At 65.7% G+C, this 18,069-nt stretch carries 18 protein-coding genes; 5 read left to right on the plus strand and 13 right to left on the minus strand.

Features of this window, described 5'->3' with window-relative positions; all coding sequences use genetic code 11:
- The first annotated feature begins 6 nt into the window (after positions 1–6).
- The 3 genes from NH8B_RS15000 to NH8B_RS15010 all read left to right on the plus strand — a co-directional run bounded on the left by NH8B_RS15000 (position 7) and on the right by NH8B_RS15010 (position 4,230).
- Positions 7–1,812 carry a putative nucleotidyltransferase substrate binding domain-containing protein gene (locus NH8B_RS15000; protein ID WP_014088041.1) on the plus strand — a complete coding sequence of 602 codons (1,806 nt, stop codon included), beginning with the start codon at positions 7–9 and terminating at the stop codon, positions 1,810–1,812.
- Positions 1,812–2,420 (plus strand): 3'-5' exonuclease, encoded by a 609-nt coding sequence (locus NH8B_RS15005; protein WP_014088042.1) that lies wholly within the window; start codon positions 1,812–1,814, stop codon positions 2,418–2,420. The genes NH8B_RS15000 and NH8B_RS15005 overlap by 1 nt, the downstream gene beginning before the upstream one ends.
- A 241-nt stretch (positions 2,421–2,661) precedes the next feature.
- Positions 2,662–4,230, plus strand: coding sequence for an ArnT family glycosyltransferase (locus NH8B_RS15010; RefSeq protein WP_014088043.1), 1,569 nt, complete (start codon positions 2,662–2,664; stop codon positions 4,228–4,230).
- Positions 4,231–4,389: 159 nt separating this feature from the next.
- Here the strand turns inward: NH8B_RS15010 and NH8B_RS15015 are convergent, their stop codons facing one another.
- The 9 genes from NH8B_RS15015 to radC form a co-directional block, all read right to left on the minus strand.
- Entirely contained in the window at positions 4,390–4,782 is a 393-nt protein-coding gene (locus NH8B_RS15015; RefSeq protein ID WP_232503477.1) for an oxidoreductase, read from the minus strand.
- Positions 4,783–4,884: 102 nt separating this feature from the next.
- Complete coding sequence (locus NH8B_RS15020; RefSeq protein ID WP_014088044.1) at positions 4,885–5,532, minus strand: DUF6515 family protein; 648 nt, start codon at positions 5,530–5,532, stop codon at positions 4,885–4,887.
- Between the two features lie 32 nt (positions 5,533–5,564).
- Positions 5,565–6,137, minus strand: coding sequence for a glycine zipper 2TM domain-containing protein (locus NH8B_RS15025; protein ID WP_014088045.1), 573 nt, complete (start codon positions 6,135–6,137; stop codon positions 5,565–5,567).
- Between the two features lie 81 nt (positions 6,138–6,218).
- Positions 6,219–6,875 carry an EF-hand domain-containing protein gene (locus NH8B_RS15030; protein ID WP_014088046.1) on the minus strand — a complete coding sequence of 219 codons (657 nt, stop codon included), beginning with the start codon at positions 6,873–6,875 and terminating at the stop codon, positions 6,219–6,221.
- A gap of 121 nt (positions 6,876–6,996) precedes the next feature.
- Entirely contained in the window at positions 6,997–7,683 is a 687-nt protein-coding gene (gene baeR / locus NH8B_RS15035) for a two-component system response regulator BaeR (protein WP_014088047.1), read from the minus strand.
- Positions 7,684–7,687: 4 nt separating this feature from the next.
- The gene (gene baeS / locus NH8B_RS15040; protein ID WP_232503478.1) at positions 7,688–9,184 is read right to left on the minus strand and encodes a sensor histidine kinase efflux regulator BaeS; all 1,497 of its coding nucleotides are present in this window, start codon (positions 9,182–9,184) and stop codon (positions 7,688–7,690) included.
- A gap of 7 nt (positions 9,185–9,191) precedes the next feature.
- Positions 9,192–10,091: a ribokinase gene (gene rbsK, locus NH8B_RS15045; RefSeq protein WP_014088049.1), complete on the minus strand. Its 900-nt coding sequence runs from the start codon at positions 10,089–10,091 to the stop codon at positions 9,192–9,194.
- Between the two features lie 158 nt (positions 10,092–10,249).
- Positions 10,250–10,501: a hypothetical protein gene (locus NH8B_RS15050; protein WP_008955743.1), complete on the minus strand. Its 252-nt coding sequence runs from the start codon at positions 10,499–10,501 to the stop codon at positions 10,250–10,252.
- Between the two features lie 165 nt (positions 10,502–10,666).
- A complete protein-coding gene (radC, locus tag NH8B_RS15055) occupies positions 10,667–11,341 on the minus strand; it encodes a RadC family protein (RefSeq protein ID WP_014088050.1) in 675 nt (224 codons plus the stop codon).
- Positions 11,342–11,493: 152 nt separating this feature from the next.
- On the opposite strand from radC, the gene coaBC reads away from it, so the two are divergent.
- Together coaBC and dut are read left to right on the plus strand one after the other, a co-directional pair.
- On the plus strand, positions 11,494–12,675 hold the full coding sequence (coaBC, locus tag NH8B_RS15060) for a bifunctional phosphopantothenoylcysteine decarboxylase/phosphopantothenate--cysteine ligase CoaBC (protein WP_014088051.1): 1,182 nt from the start codon (positions 11,494–11,496) through the stop codon (positions 12,673–12,675).
- Between the two features lie 73 nt (positions 12,676–12,748).
- Positions 12,749–13,201 carry a dUTP diphosphatase gene (gene dut / locus NH8B_RS15065; RefSeq protein WP_008955740.1) on the plus strand — a complete coding sequence of 151 codons (453 nt, stop codon included), beginning with the start codon at positions 12,749–12,751 and terminating at the stop codon, positions 13,199–13,201.
- Positions 13,202–13,388: 187 nt separating this feature from the next.
- Here the strand turns inward: dut and NH8B_RS15070 are convergent, their stop codons facing one another.
- From NH8B_RS15070 to NH8B_RS15085, 4 genes are all read right to left on the minus strand, one after another.
- Entirely contained in the window at positions 13,389–14,213 is an 825-nt protein-coding gene (locus NH8B_RS15070) for an ABC transporter permease (protein ID WP_014088052.1), read from the minus strand.
- A gap of 3 nt (positions 14,214–14,216) precedes the next feature.
- The gene (locus NH8B_RS15075) at positions 14,217–15,479 is read right to left on the minus strand and encodes an ABC transporter permease (RefSeq protein WP_014088053.1); all 1,263 of its coding nucleotides are present in this window, start codon (positions 15,477–15,479) and stop codon (positions 14,217–14,219) included.
- 91 nt (positions 15,480–15,570) lie between these two features.
- Positions 15,571–16,608: an ABC transporter substrate-binding protein gene (locus tag NH8B_RS15080; protein WP_014088054.1), complete on the minus strand. Its 1,038-nt coding sequence runs from the start codon at positions 16,606–16,608 to the stop codon at positions 15,571–15,573.
- A gap of 109 nt (positions 16,609–16,717) precedes the next feature.
- Complete coding sequence (locus NH8B_RS15085) at positions 16,718–17,830, minus strand: ABC transporter ATP-binding protein (protein WP_014088055.1); 1,113 nt, start codon at positions 17,828–17,830, stop codon at positions 16,718–16,720.
- Between the last annotated feature and the right edge of the window lie 239 nt (positions 17,831–18,069).

Below are 18,069 nucleotides of genomic sequence, written 5' to 3' on the forward strand. Positions count from 1 at the left end.
GCCCGCATGAGCCGTTTCGACTTCACCCATCCGCCGTTCGACTGCCTCAGCGCGGCCGAACGGGATACGCTGGAAGCCAGCGCCGACATCGTGTACTACGGCGACGACGAACAGATCATGGCACCGGGCCTGCCGGTCGACACCCTGTTCGTGGTGATCAGGGGCCTGGTGCGCGAGATGGCCGGGGACGAGGTCATCGCGGTCTACCGCGAGCGCGATGCCTTCGACGCCCGCGCCCTGGTGGCGGGGCACACCGCGCACCGTTTCGTGGTACACGAGGAAGCGCTGGTCTACGCCCTGCCGCGCGCCACGCTGTTGGCGCTGACCGAACAGAACGCGCGCTTCGGCGCGTTTTTCTACGCCAGCGTGTCGCAGAAGTTCGGTGCGCTGGCCGAACGCAGCGGCAACCGTGAATGGCAGACGCTGCTCACCGCGCGGGTACGCGACGTCTACGCCAAGAAGCCGCTGTTCCTCGACGGCGAGGACAGCGTGCTGGACGCCGCGCGGCTGATGAAGCAGCACAAGGCCAAGTCGATTCTGGTGCGTCATGGCCGCCGCGTCGGGATTTTCACCACCAGCGACTTTCGCGACCTGATCATCGACGGCACGCCGCCCGATACCTCGCTCGGCACGCTGTGCCGCTTCGACCTGATCTGCAGCGAGCTCGACGACTACCTGTTCAACGCCCTGCTCACCATGACGCAGCAGAACATCCAGCGCGTGGTGGTGACCGAGTCCGGCAACCCGGTCGGCATCCTGGAGCAGGTCGACCTGCTGTCCTATTTCTCCAACCACTCGCACCTGATCGCCCAGCGCCTGGAACAGGCCGACTCGCTCGACGAGCTGGCCGACATCGCGGCGCAGATCACGCGGCTGGTGGAAATCTTGACCGGGCACGGCGTCAAGGCCGTCCAGTTGGGGCGGCTGGTGCAGACGCTGAACGCCCGGCTGTTCGAACGCAGCTGGCAGCTGCTCGCGCCCGCCGAGCTGATTGCCAACAGCTGCCTCCTGGTGATGGGTTCGGAGGGGCGCGGCGAACAGATCCTCAAGACCGACCAGGACAACGCGCTGATCCTGCGCGACGGCTACACCAGCCCGGCGCTGGACAGCACCTGCCAGGCGTTCTCCGATGCACTGGCCCGCTTCGGCTACCCGCCCTGCCCGGGACGCATCATGGTCAACAACCCGGATTGGCGCCTGTCCGAGAGCGCCATGCGCGACCGCCTCTACCACTGGGTCTACCTGCCGGATCGCGACGCCCAGCTCAACCTGGCCATTTTCGTCGACGCCGAGGCTGTGGCCGGCGACGCGGCGCTGCTGGAGCGCTGCCAGGATTACCTGCAACAGCTGCTGCGCGACGACGACAGTTTCTACCACCGCTTCGCGCGCGCCATCGAGCAGTTCGACACCCCGCTCGGCTTGTTCGCGCAATTGCTGACCCGGCAGCAGGACGGCCAGGCCATGCTCGACCTGAAAAAGGGCGGCATCTTCCCGGTCGTGCACGGTGTGCGCGCGCTGGCCCTGCAGTACGGCCTGAAGGAACGCAACACCTTCGAGCGGCTGGCACGGCTCTCGGAAAGCGGCCGCCTCGACAAGGAACTGGCCGGCGACGTGGCCGAGGCGCTGTCCTTCCTGTTGCAGCTGCGCCTGGGCCAGGGACTCGCAGCGTTGGCCGAAGGCCGGCCCAGCGGCAACCTGATCAGCCCGGCCCGCCTCTCGACGATGGAGCGCGACCTGCTGAAGGACGCGCTGGGCGTGGTCAAGCGCTTCAAGACCATGCTGCGCCACCACTTCCGGCTGGGCAGCCTGTGATGCTGGCGCGTTGGCAGCGCCGGCTCGCCGCCCGGCAGCTCAAGGACCCGGCCTACCGCCGGCTGTTCGAGGAAACGTCGGACGACGTGATCAGCCTCGCCTGCAACACGACCAGCCTCGACGTCACCGAGGCCGAGCTGCTCACGATCGGCGCGGTACGGCTGAGCGGCAATCGCATCGTGACGAGCGAGGCGCTCGACCTGCTGGTGAAACCCGGCCGACCGCTGACGCGGGAGCGCGTCGGCCTGCACGGCTTGCGCCCGCGCGATCTGTCCGGCGGGCTGGACGCGGAGGCGGCGGTGCGCTGCCTGCTCGACTTCATCGGCGGGCGGCCGGTGCTGGGGTATTACCTCGAATTCGACATCGCCGTGCTCGACAGATACCTGCGCCCGCTGCTGGGCATCGGCCTGCCCAACCGCCAGATCGAGATTTCCGGCCGCTACTACGACTACAAGCTCAGACAGCAGCCGAACAGCCGTATCGACCTGCGCCTGGCCGCCCTGATCGACGACCTGGGCGTTCCCGCGCTGCCGCGCCACGACGCGCTCAACAAGGCCATCACCGCAGCCATGCTCTACCTCGCGCTCAAGCGTCGCGGCTTCGGTTGAGTCGGGGGCCGCCCGCACCGCATGACTCCATGCGGCGACGCGCTCGGCCCGGTAAATCGCCCCCTGGTGTGGCGCCCCCACGGGCGCCACACCGCCCCGGCCATTTGGCCAGCTTAAGATTGCCATCAGCTATCACCGTAAAATAGCTAGCCGGCACCATGCCGGCGACTGCGAACATGACCTCCTGTTTGTCTCGCCCTGCCACCCAAGCCCTCCCCCCCTAGACCTTGGAATGATTTGGATGGAAAAGACAGACAACTGGCTGACGCAGCGCTTGAGTGGCGCCACCTTCACCGCCCTGCTGCTGGGCGTCGTGCTGTGGCTCGGCTTCTCGATCGGACTCCGTCCGCTGACCTTGCCGGATGAGGGGCGCTACGTCGGCGTCGCCTGGGAAATGCTGCGTGCCCACAGCCTGTCGGTGCCGCTGCTGGACGGACTGCCCTACTTTCACAAACCCCCGCTGTTCTACTGGCTGACCGCCTTCAGCCTGAAGCTGTTCGGGCTGCATGAATGGAGCGCACGGCTCGCGTCGGTCTCCGCCGCGGCCCTGGTGGTCCTCGCCCTGTGGCTGTTCGTGCGCCGCCACCGCGGCGCTAGCGTGGCCACGGCCACCGCGATCGTGCTGACGACCCAGCCTTTCTTCTTTGCCGGCGCCCAGTTCGCCAACCTCGACATGCTGGTGGCCAGCCTGATCGGGCTCACCATCCTTGCCGCCGCCGAAGCCGTGCTGCGCGCCGAACAGGGCCAGCCCTACCGCACCATGCTCGCCGCCGCCTACGCCATGGCGGCGCTGGGCGTGCTCGCCAAGGGCCTGATCGGCATGGTTCTTCCCGGCGCGGTGCTGCTGGGCTGGCTGCTGGCGCGCGGCCGCTTTGCCTCGGTACGCCACCTGCTCTGGTGGCCCGCGCTGCTGCTGTTCCTCGCCCTCGGCCTGCCCTGGTTCTGGTCGATGCAGCAGAAGTTCAGCGGTTTTTTCGACTACTTCATCGTTTACCACCATTTCAAACGCTTTGCCGAAAGCGGTTTCAACAACCCGAAGCCGCTCTGGTTCTACGTACCGGTGGTGCTGCTGCTGTGCGCGCCGTGGTCGCCGTGGTGCTGGCGCGCCCTGAAGCGGAGCTACTGGACCGACCCGGTGCAGGGTGATTTACGCCGCCTGATGGGGGTGTGGTTGCTGGTGATCCTGGTATTTTTCTCGCTGCCCAGCTCCAAGCTGGTCGGCTATATCTTTCCGCTGCTGCCGCCGTTTGCCTTCCTGATCGCCGAGCCGTTTACCGAGTGGATGCAGCAAGGCGATGGCAAGAAGGCCCGCCGTTCCTTCGTCGTCAGCACCGTGATCGCCATGATTGTTTGCATCGGGGCCGTGGTCGCCGTGTCCCGCCACGAGGGCGGTTCGGCCAAGCCGCTGGCGGGCCGGATGGCCGCCGCCTTCCAACCGGCAGACGAGGTCGTGATGCTGGACAAATTCCAGTTCGACCTGGCGTTCTATCTGCCCATGCAGCGTCCCGCCGTGATCGTCAGCAATTGGACCGATCCGGAGCTTCCCCGGCACGACAACTGGCGCAAGGAACTGTTCGATGCCGGCAGATTCGCTCCGCTGGCCCAGCAACAGGTGCTGCTGACCCCGCCACAATGGCGCGCCAGCCTGTGCCGGCCACGCCCCCACGCGGTCTGGGTGTGGGGCTCGCCCGCCGCCACCGCGGCATTCCCGTTCCTGTCGGGCCAGCCAGCGTTCGCGCGCGACGGCGACATCACGGTGTGGTCTTTGCCGGCAGGCTTCGTCCCGCCCGCCCCGGCCTGCCAGGGATGATGCCTCGGAGGGCTACGCCGGTAGCAAGGAGTGGTGCATGTGGCCGGGCATCCACGCACAGCAGCGGCCCACGCTCGGGGGCACCGGCGTAAAAAAAGACCGGGGATCGTCCGATCTCCCGGTCAAGCTCTCGTTTCTGTAATTCTGCTATCGGCGTGTTCAGTAAGCTTGTTCGCCGTGGCGGGTCTCCACATACTTTCCGGCGCACAGCGATAGCATCAGCAAGGCTACCCGTTCGTGCACGATGACCGTGTGCAGGTTGCCGGAAAACTGCATGAAGCGCCGCAGGTCGTCGCGGACTTTGCGCGAGCCGGTCATGTCGATGATGATGTCGACGCGGTTGCCCTGCTCGGCGATCTCGATGAAATTGCGAGTAACCGGCACCCCGTGCTGGCGCGCCAGGTCGATGCCGGGCAGTTCCAGATTGAGGTCGGCCACGCCCACCACTTCGACAAAGGGCGCGCTCAGCAACTGCTGCAACAACGGCGTACCGGTTTCACCGGCGCCGATCACTCCTAGCGTGATTTTCTTCACTTGCCCCTCCGTGGTCATGCCCAAATCATGCATGGCCGCTACTGTAGCAACAATCCACCGCCCTCTTTCTTGAGCCACATCAATCCATGTCCACTCTGCGCTCGGGACGCCCCGCTTCGGTCAGCGCACGGTGTAGTGGCGGCCTTCCAGGCAAGCCCCCATGGCCCGCCGGTATTGATCACGCAGCGCGAACGCGTCGCGCGCATCGACACCGCCCTCGGGCAAGGTCGGGTCGTAGCCGGTCTGGCCACGCGCCCAGCGGTGGCATTCGTAACGGTCGCGCGCCTGCTGCTGTTCGTCCTGGCCGCGATTCGGATAGATGAACAGATCGGTGCTATCGCGTGCGGACGACGAGCCGGACGAGCCCTGCCCGAGCGGCGGGTCCACCACGACGTAGCCATCACTGCGCTGCACGTAGTACACGTCGTTGGCGAGGTAGTAGGTGACGCCACCGATCAGCAGCGTGGTGTAGAGCAGCGGCAGCACCGGCACCCACACGCCGCGCGGCGGCGACACGACCACGTAGCCGCGCCCGCGCGGGCGGTACCAGAAACCGTCGTAATAGTGATAGCGCACCCCGCCGTGTACGACGGCATGCCCACCGCCCGGCAGCGAACCGACAAAGGCTCCCCGCGCCGGAAATGCCGGACGGGCCACCGTCACCACCGCGCCTTCCCACTGTGGAGGAGCGGCCAGCGCGGGCGGGACGGCCAGCAGCAGGCCAAGCAGAAGGGAGGCCGGGACGGGGGCGAGATGGACGAATTTCATGATGGCGACTCCGCGATCAGTCGGGCGTTGTCCTAGCGCACGGTATAGCCACGCGCTTCCAGGCAGGCCGAGATGGCGCGCCGATAGGCATCGGCCTGTTGCTCCAGCATGGCCTGCTGACGTTGCTCCTGGGCGGCGTAGGCCTGTTCCATGCGCTGCGCCTGTTCCGCCCGTGCGGTGTCGGACATCGCGCCGGCCACGGCGCCGATCGTTGCCCCCACCAGCGCACCCTCGGCGCCCCGATGCGGCCTGGCCACCGCGGCGCCCACCAAGGCGCCGGTCACCGCCAGCGCCGCGGTATCATGGCCGGGAGCCCCGGCCGGCACCACCCGTACCGAAGGGGAACCCACCGCCTGCGGCAGGCTCGGATCGAAACCGCTCTGCCGCACGGCCCACTGGTGGCATTCGTAGCGGTCGCGGTCCTGCTGCCCTTCGCTCTGGCCGGCACGCGGATAGAACACCACCTCCCTTGGCGGCGGCGCTACCGCCTCGGGTGCGCTACGGGGCATGCTGTAGGGACGCGCAGGCGCCACCACGCAGCCGGCCAGGCTCAACGCCAACAGCGTCGCCACGGCGCCGACCCGATACGGGACAACATTCGACATGGTGAACTCCTTTTCCCCAGCGGCCACGCCGGGACCGACAGGACACGGCACGGCCGCTGCCGCGCCGGGCGCAAACCACGCTCAGCGGCCGCAGTCCTCCGGACGCGGTCCTGCGGCGGCACGCAACTCGTCCTTGCTCAGGAAACCGTCCTTGTTGGTGTCGGCGCGTGCGAACGCCGCCTTGACCTCGTCCAGGCTCAGCTTGCCGTCGCCGTTGCTATCCAGCTTGGCGAAGAACGGCGCATGCTCGTGATCGCGCCCCGGGCCCTGCCGGAAATGCTCGCGCATCGCCTGGCGCAGTTCGTCGCGGCTGAGCTGGCCATCGTGGTTGAGATCCAGCTTGGCAAAGTCTTCGGCCAACCTCGGCATGCCGGCCCGGGCCTCTTCCAGGCTCAGCTGGCCGTCACCGTTCTTGTCGGCTTGGGCGAAACACTGCTGGAAATGGCGACGGCCGTGGTGCCGCTGCGCGAAGCGGTCGTGCATGAAGCGATGCAGCTCGTCCCGACTCAGCTGGCCATCGTGATTGGTATCGGCCTTGTCGAAATCGGCCGCCAGACGGGGCCACGCCGCTTGCACCTCGTCACGGCTGAGCTGGCCGTCGCCGTTCTTGTCGGCTTGCGCGAAGCGCGCCGCCGGCCCGTCCATCGGCCCCTCCTTGGGGGCGGCGCCACTGGCCGCGGCCAATGCCGAAGCGCTCACCACGGCCAGAATCAGTGTCAATGCGACTTTCCGTTTCATTGCAATCTCCCTGTGAATATAGATGGCCTCGCCACCATCCGATGAAGAAAGCGTAAGCCGCAAATGTCAGGGAACTGGAGAGAAAGCGTGGAGAAACGGTGAAGCAAGTGTTAGGGCGTGTTCACAATTCCAGCTTGTAGCCGACGCCGTACACCGAGCGGATCAGCTCCTGCTGCGGCGCCGCCTGCTCCAGCTTGCGGCGCAGGTTCTTGATGTGGCTGTCGACGGTGCGGTCGGTCACCACGCGATGATCGGCGTAGAGGTGATCCAGCAACTGGTCGCGCGAGAACACCCGCCCCGGCATAGAGGCCAGCGTGCGCAGCAGGCGGAATTCGGCCGGAGTCAATTCCAGCCGCCGCCCCTGCCACGAGGCCTGGTAGCCCTCCTCGTCGATCGTCAGCCCGGCATCGGCCGGCAGTGCGCCATGGCGCTGGCTGCGGCGCAGGATGGCCTTGACCCGCGCCACCACTTCGCGCGGGCTGTACGGCTTGCAGATGTAGTCGTCGGCGCCCAGCTCCAGGCCGAGCAGACGATCGATCTCCTCGACCCGGGCGGTGACCATGACGATCGGCACGTCGCTGAAGGCGCGCAACTCGCGGCAGATGTCGAGGCCGTCGCGGCCGGGCAGCATCAGGTCGAGCAGGATCAGGTCCGGCAGACGGCGCCGCACCTCGGGCACCACGGCCAGGCCGTCCGCCAGACAGGCGGTCTCGAAACCGGCTGCCGCGAGGTAATCCGCCAGCAGGCGCGACAGTTTGGGTTCGTCCTCGACCACGAGGACGTAGGCTGGCTTGGGAGACGGGTTCATGCTCTCAACGCATCCGTAAGGGGAAAGTCAGGGAAATCCACAGCCCGCCCAACGGCGACGGGCGGGCCTCGATCGTGCCGCCATGCGCCTCGACGATGCTGCGGCACAGTGCCAGGCCGAGGCCGGCGCCGCCGCTGGCGCGGTTGCGCGAGCCCTCCACCCGGTACAGCCGCTCGAACAGCCGTGGCAAGGCCTCGGCCGGCACCGCCGGTTCCGAATCCTGGAAATCGATGCGCAGGCACTCGCCGTCGCGGCTGACGCTCACCTGCAGCCGCCCGCCGGGATCGGTATAGCGCACGACGTTTTCCAGCAGGTTGTTGAACAGCTGCAGCAGGCGCTGCGGGTCGGCCTCGATGGTCCAGCCGCCCCCTGGCGGGAGGCGTGTCTCGAGGCGGATGGAGCGGCCCTGCAGGCGCTCGCCGAAGGCGTTCAGCGCCTGCTGCAGGACGTCCGCCGGATCGAACACCTCCATGTGGTAGCTCAGCGCCCCGACATCGGCCAGCGACAGCTCGTACAGGTCGTCCACCAGCTTGCTCAAGGTGGAGACCTCGGCCTGCAGCGACTTGAGCGCCTCCGGCGTCGGCGTGCGCACGCCGTCCTCCATCGCCTCCAGCTCCCCGCGCAGCACCGCCAGCGGGGTGCGCAGCTCGTGCGAGATGTCCGCCATGAAGTGGCGGCGCATCTGCTCGTTGTTTTCCAGCACCCGCGCCAGGCGGTTGAAGTCGCCTGCCAGTTGGCCGAGCTCGTCGCGCGAGCTGGCCACGACCCGCGTGCTGTAGTCGCCGGTCGCCAACTGGTGCAACGCCGCCGCCAGGCGCTTCACCGGCACCAGCATGACGCGCGCCAGCAGCATCGCCACCACGGCGGCCAGCACCACCCCCAGCAGCGCGAACAACCAGCCGGCCTTGAGCTGCCCTTCCTGGAAGCGCAGGTCGGCGGCGTTGGTCAGGCGGCTGACCGGCACGCTCACCAGCCAGCCGATGGTGCGGCCGTCCTGCTGCAGGGCGGTGCGGGTGGCATCGGGAGGCCAGCTGGGTGCCCCGATCACCACGCGCCCGCCGCTATCCAGCAGTGTCAGCGGCGGCAGGGGCAGGCGAAAGCCGGGGTGCGGCAGCGGTTCGTGCCGGCCGCGTGGCCCCTCGGGATGAACCTCGGTGCGCACCAGCCGGCGCCACAGCCGCTCGTTGCCGACCAGAAAGGTCCAGCTGCCTTCTTCGCGATAGGCGTCGACCAGGCTGGTCTTCAGCGTTTCCAGGCGCTGGGCGTCGCGCTGGCTGACGTAATCGAGAAACCCCTGCTTGAAGCTCAGGCGGCTGGCGGCACCGATGGCGATCGCGACCACCACGCAACAAAACAGGATGGCAAAAAACAGTTTGGAGGTGATGCCGAGCTTCATGAGTCGTGTGGGCGGGGCGAGACGCCCCAGGGTCGGGATGGAAGCATTGTGGAAACAGCCGGCCGGCGCGGCAAGAGCCGCGCGCCCCGCAGCGGCAAGTTTCACACTTTTTTCACCGTTGCCGGGCCACGGCGAGGAACGCCTCCAGCTGTGCGACCGTCGGCATGCCGGCCCGCGCCCCCGGCTGCGTCACCGCCAGCGCCCCTGCCGCGACGGCGCGCTCCAGCGCCGCCGCCATACCCAAGGGTAGAAACACCGCCAGCGCGGCGTTGAAGGTATCGCCGGCCCCGGTGCTGTCGATGACCGGCACGGCGCGCCCGGGCTGGTGGTGAAGCACACCCGCCGCATCGATATAATCGGCCCCCTCCCCGCCTCGCGTCAGCACCACCTTGCCTGCCAGCCGCGCCGGCAGGCGCTCGAGCCCGGCGGCCTCCACACCAAGCAGCTGCGCCAATTCGTGCTGATTGGGCGTAAGGTAGGCCACCTTCGCCAGCAGTTCGGGCGGCAGGGCCTGCGCCGGCGCCGGGTTGAGGATCAGCGGCACGCCATGCCGCTCGGCAAGGCAGGCAACTTCTTCCACGGCGTCCAGAGGAATTTCCAGTTGCGTCAGCAGCACGTCGGCCGAAGCGATCTCGGCTTCGGCCTGGCGCACATCGTCCGGACTCAGCGCATGATTGGCACCGGGCACGACGACGATGGCGTTCTCCCCGCCGCTGACGGTGATGGTGGCGACGCCACTGGCGACGCCGGGCGTCACCGCCACGTGACGTGTGTCCACCCCCTCCTGCTGCAGCCCGGCCACCAGTTCATGGCCGAAACCGTCGTCGCCGACACGCCCGATGAAGCTGACCTCGGCGCCGAGGCGGCGCGCCGCGACCGCCTGGTTGGCCCCCTTGCCGCCATGGCAGGTGAAGAAACGCTCGCCGAGCAGCGTTTCGCCCGGCGCCGGAAAACGAGGACACAGCACGACCAGGTCCATATTGATGCTGCCGATCACCACGATCTTTGGCATGGTTCTCCCCAAGGTGCCCCCGGCCACACCGCCGGGGGCTCACGTTTAACGATAGCGCAGAGGAGAAGGCGCCGGGACACAGCCTGTGCCCGGCTCACCATGAGCGGGCCACGGTACGAAGATCGCCGCCGCCCCCATGAGCGGCGGGGAGAGAGGACTCAGTGCAGGCTTTCACGGGACAGGAAGCGCAGGTAGCCCACCCCTTCCAGCCAGAAACCACCGTCGGCCAGCGGGGTCGCCTCTTCCAATTCAGCCACTGTTAGGATCAGCTCCTGACCGTCCAGCTTCGCCGCCAGCGCGATATCCTCGTCGTCGGCGAACTCTTCCGAGGCGTATTGATAGTCGGGCTTGATGAACTGGTTGTTCACCTGGATGTACTCTGATTCATTCAGCAAGCGCAGGATGTTCATGACGACCTCCTCGTGATGCGAAGAATGTAGAACCAAGCTCGACAGTTACATTTGAATGAGGCGACTCGCGCCGGGCCGCACTGTCGACGGCCGGGCATCGCCTGTCACCGGCATGAGGATGGGCTCTTTGCGCGACGCCGGCAGCCCCGCAGCAGCAGATACGCCCTACAGCCAGCCACGCTCGGCAAACGACTCGGCATGGCTTCCCGTGATCACGAAATGGTCCAGCAAGCGGACATCCACCAGTTGCAGCGCGGCCTTGAGGGTATCGGTCAGCGCCCGGTCGGCCGACGAGGGCTCGGCGACGCCGGAAGGGTGGTTGTGCGCCACGATGACGCCGGCCGCGTTGTGCGCCAGCGCCCGCCGCACCACCTCGCGCGGATAGACCCGGGTCTCGCTCAAGGTGCCGCTAAATACTTCTTCGACCGCCAGAACGCGGTTTTGTGCCGTCAGGAAGATCACCACGAACACTTCGACGTCGCGCAGGCCGATGCTCAGCCGCAGAAAGTCGCGCACCGCCTGCGGGCTCGACAGCGCATCGGCCAGCTTCATCTCTTCGGCCAGCGCCCGTCGCACCAGTTCCTTGGTCGCCATCAGCTGGGTGTACTTGGCCACGCCGAGGCCGGGCTGGCGCTCGAACTCGGCCAGGTTGGCCGACAAGAGCCGCGACAGCGAACCGAATTCGGTCATCAACCGGCGTGCCATGTCGACGGCCGACAGCCCCTTGATGCCGGTGCGCAGAAAAATGGCCAGCAATTCGGCGTCGGAAAGACGCCCCGCCCCCTGTGCCAGCAGCTTTTCCCGGGGCCGCTCCGCGGCAGGCCAGTCGCAGATCGACATGATCGGCTCCTCATTGTGCTATAGCTTGTTTTCACCATTAAACCCAACTCCATGCCAAAATCATAGCCGGCGCGGCGGCGACAGCGGAGCCGCCACCGAGGCCGGCAATTTCCGGTAAACTTTTACCTTTTCAGCTTGCACAAAGGCTTTCCATGTCTGCCAAACGGATACTGCTGGGCGTCACCGGCGGCATCGCCGCCTACAAGGCGGCCGAGCTGACCCGTCTCCTGGTCAAGGCCGGACACCGCGTCGACGTGGTGATGACCGACGCCGCCACCCGCTTTGTCACACCGACCACCTTCCAGGCCCTGTCCGGCCATGCGGTCTACACCAGCCAGTGGGACCCGCGCCCGGACAACGCCATGGCGCACATCGAGCTGTCGCGCCGCGCCGATGTGTTCCTGATCGCCCCGGCCAGCGCCGATTGCCTGTTCAAGCTGGCGCACGGCGCCTGCGACGACCTGATCTCGACGCTGGCCGCGGCGCGCACCTGTCCGTTGATCGTCGCCCCGGCGATGAACAAGCAGATGTGGGACAACCCACCCAACCAGCGCAACGTCGCCCAGCTCGTCGCCGACGGCGTGACGGTGTTCGGCCCGGCCGCGGGCGAGCAGGCCTGTGGCGAAGTCGGCCTCGGCCGCATGCTGGAACCGGAGGAAATCGCCGAACGCGTGGCAGGCTTCTTCGTCGAGAAACGCCTCGCCGGCAAGCAGGTGCTGCTCACCGCCGGCCCGACCTTCGAGCCAATCGACGCGGTGCGCGGCATCACCAATGTCAGCTCCGGCAAGATGGGTTATGCGCTGGCTCGCGCCTGCCGCGATGCCGGTGCCGAGGTGACGCTGGTCTCCGGCCCGACCGGCCTGCCCTGCCCGGTCGGCGTACGCCGCCTCGATGTGGTCAGCGCCGCCGAGATGCACCAGGCGGTGTTGCAGGAAGTCGGCCACAGCGACGTCTTCATCGCCGTGGCGGCGGTGGCCGACTACCGCGTCAAGAACCGGTCGGAGCACAAGCTGAAGAAGGGCGATGCCGTACCGGTCATCGAACTGGAAGAAAACCCGGATATCCTCGCCACCGTGGCCGGCCTGCCGGCGGCGCCGTTCTGCGTCGGCTTCGCCGCGGAAAGCCAGAACCTGCTGGAATTCGCCGAAACCAAGCGCCGGCGCAAGAAGGTGCCGCTGCTGGTCGCCAACCTGGCACAACTGGCCATGGGCGCCGACCACAACGAAGTGGTGCTGCTCGACGACACCGGTGCTCATCCGCTGCCGGATCTGCCCAAAGAGCAGGTGGCCCACGCCATCGTTGCGCATCTGGCGACACTGCTACCCCAGCGCTAAACCGCCCGATCCACTCAGAGGTTGGCCGAAGCCCAGCTTCGGCCAACCTTTCACGATTATTCAAGGAATCCGCATGAAACCCGTCATCGACGTCAAGATTCTCGACCCGCGCCTGCACGACAACCTGCCTAATTACGCCACCGCCGGCTCGGCCGGGCTCGACCTGCGCGCCGCCATCGACAGCCCGATGGAAATCAAACCGGGCGAGACCCAGCTCATCCCCACCGGCATGGCCATCCACCTTGCCGACCCCGGCCTCGCCGCGATGATCCTGCCGCGCTCCGGCCTGGGTCACAAGCACGGCATCGTACTGGGCAACCTGGTCGGCCTGATCGACTCCGACTACCAGGGCCAGCTGTTCGTCTCGGTCTGGAACCGCGGGCACAGCAACTTTGCCCTCGAACCGCTGGAGCGCATCGCACAGATGGTGATCGTGCCGGTGGTGCAGGTCGGCTTCAACATCGTCGACGACTTCGACGCCTCGCACCGCGGCGAGAACGGGTTCGGCAGCAGCGGCCGGCATTGAGAGCTTGTAAATAAATCGGCTACTACGCCCCCCAAGCCGGCCCTGTGATGCGCGCCATATAATATGTAGGGCTGCGCTTCTCGAACCAGCCTGGGGAGGCTTACGACGATTTCTCACGCCCTGACTCACCCCTGAAAAAGAAAAAGCCCGGCATAACCGGGCTTTTGCACATCTAGCGGCAAGCGCTTCAGGCCTTGGCGGTGCGGATGCGCTCCGAGCGGCCGCGCAGCCATTCCAGCGTCAGCAGCAAGGTGGTGGAGAACAGGATCAGCACCGCCGCCGCTGCCGCGATCGCCGGGCTGATGTTCTCCTTGATGCCGCTGAACATCTGGCGCGGTAGCGTCACCTGCTCCGGACCGGCCAGGAACAGCGTCACCACCACCTCGTCGAACGAAGTGGTGAAGGCGAACAGCGCCCCCGACACCACGCCCGGCGCGATCAGCGGCAGCACCACCTTGCGGAAGGTGAGCAGCGGATTCGCCCCCAGGCTGGCACTGGCCTTGATCAGGCTGGTATTGAAACCGCTCAGCGTCGCCGACACGGTAATCACCACGAACGGCACCCCCAGCGCGGCGTGCACCAGGATCAGACCGAGGTAATTGTTGGTCAGGCCCAGCGGCGAGAAGAACAGGTAGGCACCGACACCGACAATCACCACCGGCACCACCATCGGCGAGATCAGCACCGTCATCAGCAGCGACTTGCCGGGGAAGTTCGAGCTGGTCAGGCCGACCGCCGCCAGCGTCCCCAGCACCGTCGCCAGCAGCGTGGCGGCCGGCGCCACGATGAAGCTGTTCTTCAGCGAGTGCATCCATTCGCCGTTGCCGAAGAACTCGCCGTACCAGCGCCACGAGAACGACTTGATCGGGTAGACCAGGAAGCTGTCGGCCGAGAACGACAGCGGGATGATCGCCAACAGCGGCGACATCAAGAACACCAGCACCAGCACGCATAGCAGGCGGAACGTCCAGTACCAGAGCTTTTCGACGGGAGAGGCGTAATTAGGCAGCATGATTTATCCCAGGCTCAGACGGTCAGTACCCACCAGCTTGCTGTACACCGCGTACAGCGCCAGAGTGGCGACCAGCAGCAGGCTACCCAGTGCGGCGGCCATGCCCCAGTTGATGGTGACGTTGGTATAGAAGGCGACGTAGTAGCTCACCATCTGGTCTTCCGGGCTGCCCAGCAAGGCCGGCGTGATGTAGTAGCCCAGGCACATGATGAACACCAGCAAGGCCCCGGCCGCCACCCCCGGCAGCGTCTGCGGGAAGTAGATCTTCCAGAACGCCGCAAACGGATGGTCGCCCAGCGAAATGGCCGCCTTGACGTACGAAGGCGGAATGCTCTTCATCACGCTGTAGCTGGGCAGGATCACGAACGGCAGCAGGATGTGCACCATCGCGATGTAGACCCCGGTGCGGTTGAACGCCAACTGCAGCGGGTGGTCGATGATGCCCAGCGCCATCAGACCGCTGTTGATCAACCCCTCGGACTGCAACAGCACGATCCACGCCGCCACCCGTACCAGCACCGAGGTCCAGAACGGTAGCAGCACCAGGATCATCAACAGGTTGCTCTGACGCTTGGGCAGGTTAGCGAGCCAGTACGCCACCGGGTAGCCCAGCAGCATGCAAAACACCGTCACCCACAGGCTCATCCACATGGTGCGGCCGAAGATGCTGAGGTAGGCGCGCTCGTTGACCGGCGTCAGCTCCGGCACCCCGCTCTTGTTCTCGCGCAGGTCGAGCGAGCGATACAGGTAATACGGGCTCCACGATTTGGCGTTGCGGGCAATGGCGTGCCAGTGGTCGGGATCGCCCCAGCGCTCGTCGATCTGGATGAAGTGGTCGCGCACCGACTCGCCAGCCGCCAGTTGCAGCGGCATCTTGCGTGCGGTACGCATCAACAGCGAGCGGTAGCCGCTGATTTCCATATTGAGGCGCTTGCTGGCGTCGGCCAGCGTGCCGTCCGCCTTGGCGCGGGCCAGGTCCTCCGCCAGTGCGGAGTACACCGCGTCCGACGGCAGGCCGCGCTGATCCCAGGCGCGGATCAGCTGACTGGTATGAGGAAGTGCGGTGACGACTTCCGGGTTATCGACGCTGCGGAACAGCAGCGACGTGATCGGGACAAGAAAGGTCAGCAGCAGGAACAACCCCAGCGGGGCGACCAGGGCGATCGCCTTGAATTGCTTGAGACGTTGCTCGCGCGCCAGTTTCTTCTTGAGCGGCTCGCCGTCGGCGGCCGTCAACGGCGCATTCATGATAAGACTATCCGACATGTCATCAACCTGAGAGAAGGGCCCCGCCGCCCTGTCGCGGCGGGAACCGCAGTTACATACCGGCCCGGCTCACGCCAGGCCGGCCTCAAGGTCAGCGTGCAGCCCAGGCGTTGAAACGCTCTTCCAGGTCTTCGCCATGCTCAACCCAGAACGGTACGTCCAGCGCCAGCGCCCCTTTCAGGTTGGCCGGAGCGGTCGGCAGGTTGGCCACCAGCTTGGCGTCCATCTGCTTGACCGTCTTCAGGTTGGTCGGGCCGTAGGCGATGTGCGCCGAGTAGTTCTTCTGGTTTTCCGGCTTGCTGGCGAAGTTGATGAACTTCATCGCCTCCTTCACCTTGGCGCCCTTCGGAATCGCCCAGGAATCGACGTCGTAGATGCTGCCGTTCCACACCACTTTCAGGTTCTTGCCTTCCTTCTGCGCGGCGTCGATGCGGCCGTTATAGGCCGAGCTCATCACCACGTCGCCGGAGGCCAGGAATTGCGGCGGCTGGGCGCCGGCTTCCCACCACTGGATGTTCGGCTTCAGCTGGTCGAGCTTCTTGAAGGCCCGGTCCACGCCGGCCTTGGTGCCCAGCACCTTGTAGACGTCGGAGGCCGGCACGCCGTCGGCCAGCAGGGCGAATTCCAGCGTGTACTTGGCGCCCTTGCGCAGGCCGCGCTTGCCCGGGAATTTCTTCACGTCCCAGAAATCCTTCCAGGAGGTCGGCGCCGCCTTCAGCTTGTCGGCGTTGTAGGCCAGGGCGGTCGACCACACGAAGATGCCCACGCCGCACTCGGAAACCGCCGGCTTGACGAAGTCGGCCTTGTTGCCCACCTGGGCCCAGTTGATCTTCTCGAAGATGCCCTCTTCACAGCCGCGCAGCAGCTCCGGCGATTCCACTTCGAGCACGTCCCAGGTCGGACGGCCCACTTCCACCATGGCCTTCACCTTGGCCATTTCACCGTTGTAGTCCCCCGCGGTGATCTTGGTGCCGGTCGCCTTCTCGTACGGCTGGTAGTAAGCGGTGGCCTGGGCCTCCTTGTTCGCCCCGCCGAAAGAAATGACGGTCAGGCTTTCGGCAGCCAGAGCCGACAGCGAAACCCCGCCCAGCACAGCGGTAACGATGATTTTCTTGGTAACGTTTTTCATCCAGCTTCTCCTCTGAAACCCAGTTCAGTTTAGTGATAGGCAAAACCCGTGTTCCCCGGGCTCATTGCGACGTACCTGTGGCGTCGATCTGTCTTGTGTGTGTGAAAAACTACGGATTGAGGGGATCCAGCGCCCGGATGTCTTCCGGATTCCAGCCCAGCGCGATGGAGTCGCCGACCGACCAGGAGCCGTCAAGCTCGCTCACCGGCACCTTGACGATGAAGGATGGGTTGCCCGCCACGTCCATGCGCAAGCGCACGTGATCGCCGAAGTAGATGAACTCCTGCAGCTTGCCCTGGAAGCGGTTGGCGCACTGCTCCGAGGCGCCGTTCAGACGCACGCGCTCGGGACGGATCGACATGGTGGTCCGTACCCCGGCACGGTCGGCACATACCGCCTTGGCCGTCAGACCGATGCCGTCGCCCAGCTTCACCTGGCAGAGACCGTCCTGCAGGCTCTGCACCTCGCCCTCCAGCGTATTGTTCTCGCCGATGAAACTGGCGACGAAGGAATTCACCGGGGCTTCGTACAGGTTATAGGCACTGTCGATCTGCTGGATGATGCCGTCCTTGAACACGGCGACGCGGTCGCTCATGGTCAGGGCCTCGCCCTGATCGTGGGTGACGTACACCACGGTCACGCCCAGCGAATCATGGATGTGCTTGATCTCCATCTGCATGTGCTCGCGCAGCTGCTTGTCGAGCGCACCCAGGGGCTCGTCCATCAGCACCAGCTGCGGGTTGAACACCAGCGCGCGCGCCAGGGCCACGCGTTGCTGCTGGCCGCCGGAGAGCTGCGCCGGGTAGCGATGCGCCAGCTTTTCCAGCTTGACCATCGACAGCGCGTGCATCACCTTGGCATCGATATCGGACTTGGAGAAATTGCGGATCTTCAACGGATAGGCGAGGTTTTCGCCGACCGTCATGTGGGGGAACAGGGCATAGTTCTGGAACACCATGCCGATATTGCGTTTGTGCGGCGGAACGTGGTTGAGCAAGGCGCCATTGAGGCGGATCTCGCCATGCGTCGGGGTCTCGAACCCGGCCAGCATCATCAGGCAAGTGGTCTTACCGGAACCGGAAGGCCCAAGCAGGGTCAGGAACTCCCCTTTGCGGATATCCAGATCCAGATGCTTGACGATCAGGCTCTCGCCATCGTAGCTCTTCTGAACACCGCGAAAGCTGACCAGCACCTCATTGTCGGGAACGACTTCAGGCACCATGGTTTCTCCTCTGAAACTAAATGTCCGACCAGCGGAACGTGATTCCATTTCTCATACAGGCAGCCCATGTTATAGGCCATTCGGCTTCTGTTTTCTCCCCGCCTGCCATGCAGACCGGTCTTGAGCTTGTGCTTGAAACCTGTAGCGCAACGATAGCCCACAACGGCTCAGCCAATCAACAATGTTTAATTTCAAGTAAAACCACAAGAGTGAAAGCGTTAAATAAATACAACAATCGT

The organism is Pseudogulbenkiania sp. NH8B, from assembly GCF_000283535.1.
Taxonomy (GTDB): Bacteria; Pseudomonadota; Gammaproteobacteria; order Burkholderiales; family Chromobacteriaceae; genus Pseudogulbenkiania; species Pseudogulbenkiania ferrooxidans.

What these genes read in the sequence shown, in the direction of transcription:
- coaBC (WP_014088051.1), top strand. Translation starts at nt 11,494, where the DNA reads ATGTCTGCCAAACGGATACTGCTGGGCGTCACCGGCGGCATCGCCGCC.
- NH8B_RS15080 (WP_014088054.1), bottom strand. Translation starts at nt 16,608, where the DNA reads ATGAAAAACGTTACCAAGAAAATCATCGTTACCGCTGTGCTGGGCGGG.
- NH8B_RS15050 (WP_008955743.1), bottom strand. Translation starts at nt 10,501, where the DNA reads ATGAACATCCTGCGCTTGCTGAATGAATCAGAGTACATCCAGGTGAAC.
- NH8B_RS15075 (WP_014088053.1), bottom strand. Translation starts at nt 15,479, where the DNA reads ATGTCGGATAGTCTTATCATGAATGCGCCGTTGACGGCCGCCGACGGC.
- NH8B_RS15000 (WP_014088041.1), top strand. Translation starts at nt 7, where the DNA reads ATGAGCCGTTTCGACTTCACCCATCCGCCGTTCGACTGCCTCAGCGCG.
- NH8B_RS15085 (WP_014088055.1), bottom strand. Translation starts at nt 17,830, where the DNA reads ATGGTGCCTGAAGTCGTTCCCGACAATGAGGTGCTGGTCAGCTTTCGC.
- NH8B_RS15070 (WP_014088052.1), bottom strand. Translation starts at nt 14,213, where the DNA reads ATGCTGCCTAATTACGCCTCTCCCGTCGAAAAGCTCTGGTACTGGACG.
- baeR (WP_014088047.1), bottom strand. Translation starts at nt 7,683, where the DNA reads ATGAACCCGTCTCCCAAGCCAGCCTACGTCCTCGTGGTCGAGGACGAA.
- NH8B_RS15005 (WP_014088042.1), top strand. Translation starts at nt 1,812, where the DNA reads ATGCTGGCGCGTTGGCAGCGCCGGCTCGCCGCCCGGCAGCTCAAGGAC.
- rbsK (WP_014088049.1), bottom strand. Translation starts at nt 10,091, where the DNA reads ATGCCAAAGATCGTGGTGATCGGCAGCATCAATATGGACCTGGTCGTG.
- NH8B_RS15010 (WP_014088043.1), top strand. Translation starts at nt 2,662, where the DNA reads ATGGAAAAGACAGACAACTGGCTGACGCAGCGCTTGAGTGGCGCCACC.
- radC (WP_014088050.1), bottom strand. Translation starts at nt 11,341, where the DNA reads ATGTCGATCTGCGACTGGCCTGCCGCGGAGCGGCCCCGGGAAAAGCTG.
- NH8B_RS15020 (WP_014088044.1), bottom strand. Translation starts at nt 5,532, where the DNA reads ATGAAATTCGTCCATCTCGCCCCCGTCCCGGCCTCCCTTCTGCTTGGC.
- NH8B_RS15025 (WP_014088045.1), bottom strand. Translation starts at nt 6,137, where the DNA reads ATGTCGAATGTTGTCCCGTATCGGGTCGGCGCCGTGGCGACGCTGTTG.
- NH8B_RS15030 (WP_014088046.1), bottom strand. Translation starts at nt 6,875, where the DNA reads ATGAAACGGAAAGTCGCATTGACACTGATTCTGGCCGTGGTGAGCGCT.
- NH8B_RS15015 (WP_232503477.1), bottom strand. Translation starts at nt 4,782, where the DNA reads ATGACCACGGAGGGGCAAGTGAAGAAAATCACGCTAGGAGTGATCGGC.
- dut (WP_008955740.1), top strand. Translation starts at nt 12,749, where the DNA reads ATGAAACCCGTCATCGACGTCAAGATTCTCGACCCGCGCCTGCACGAC.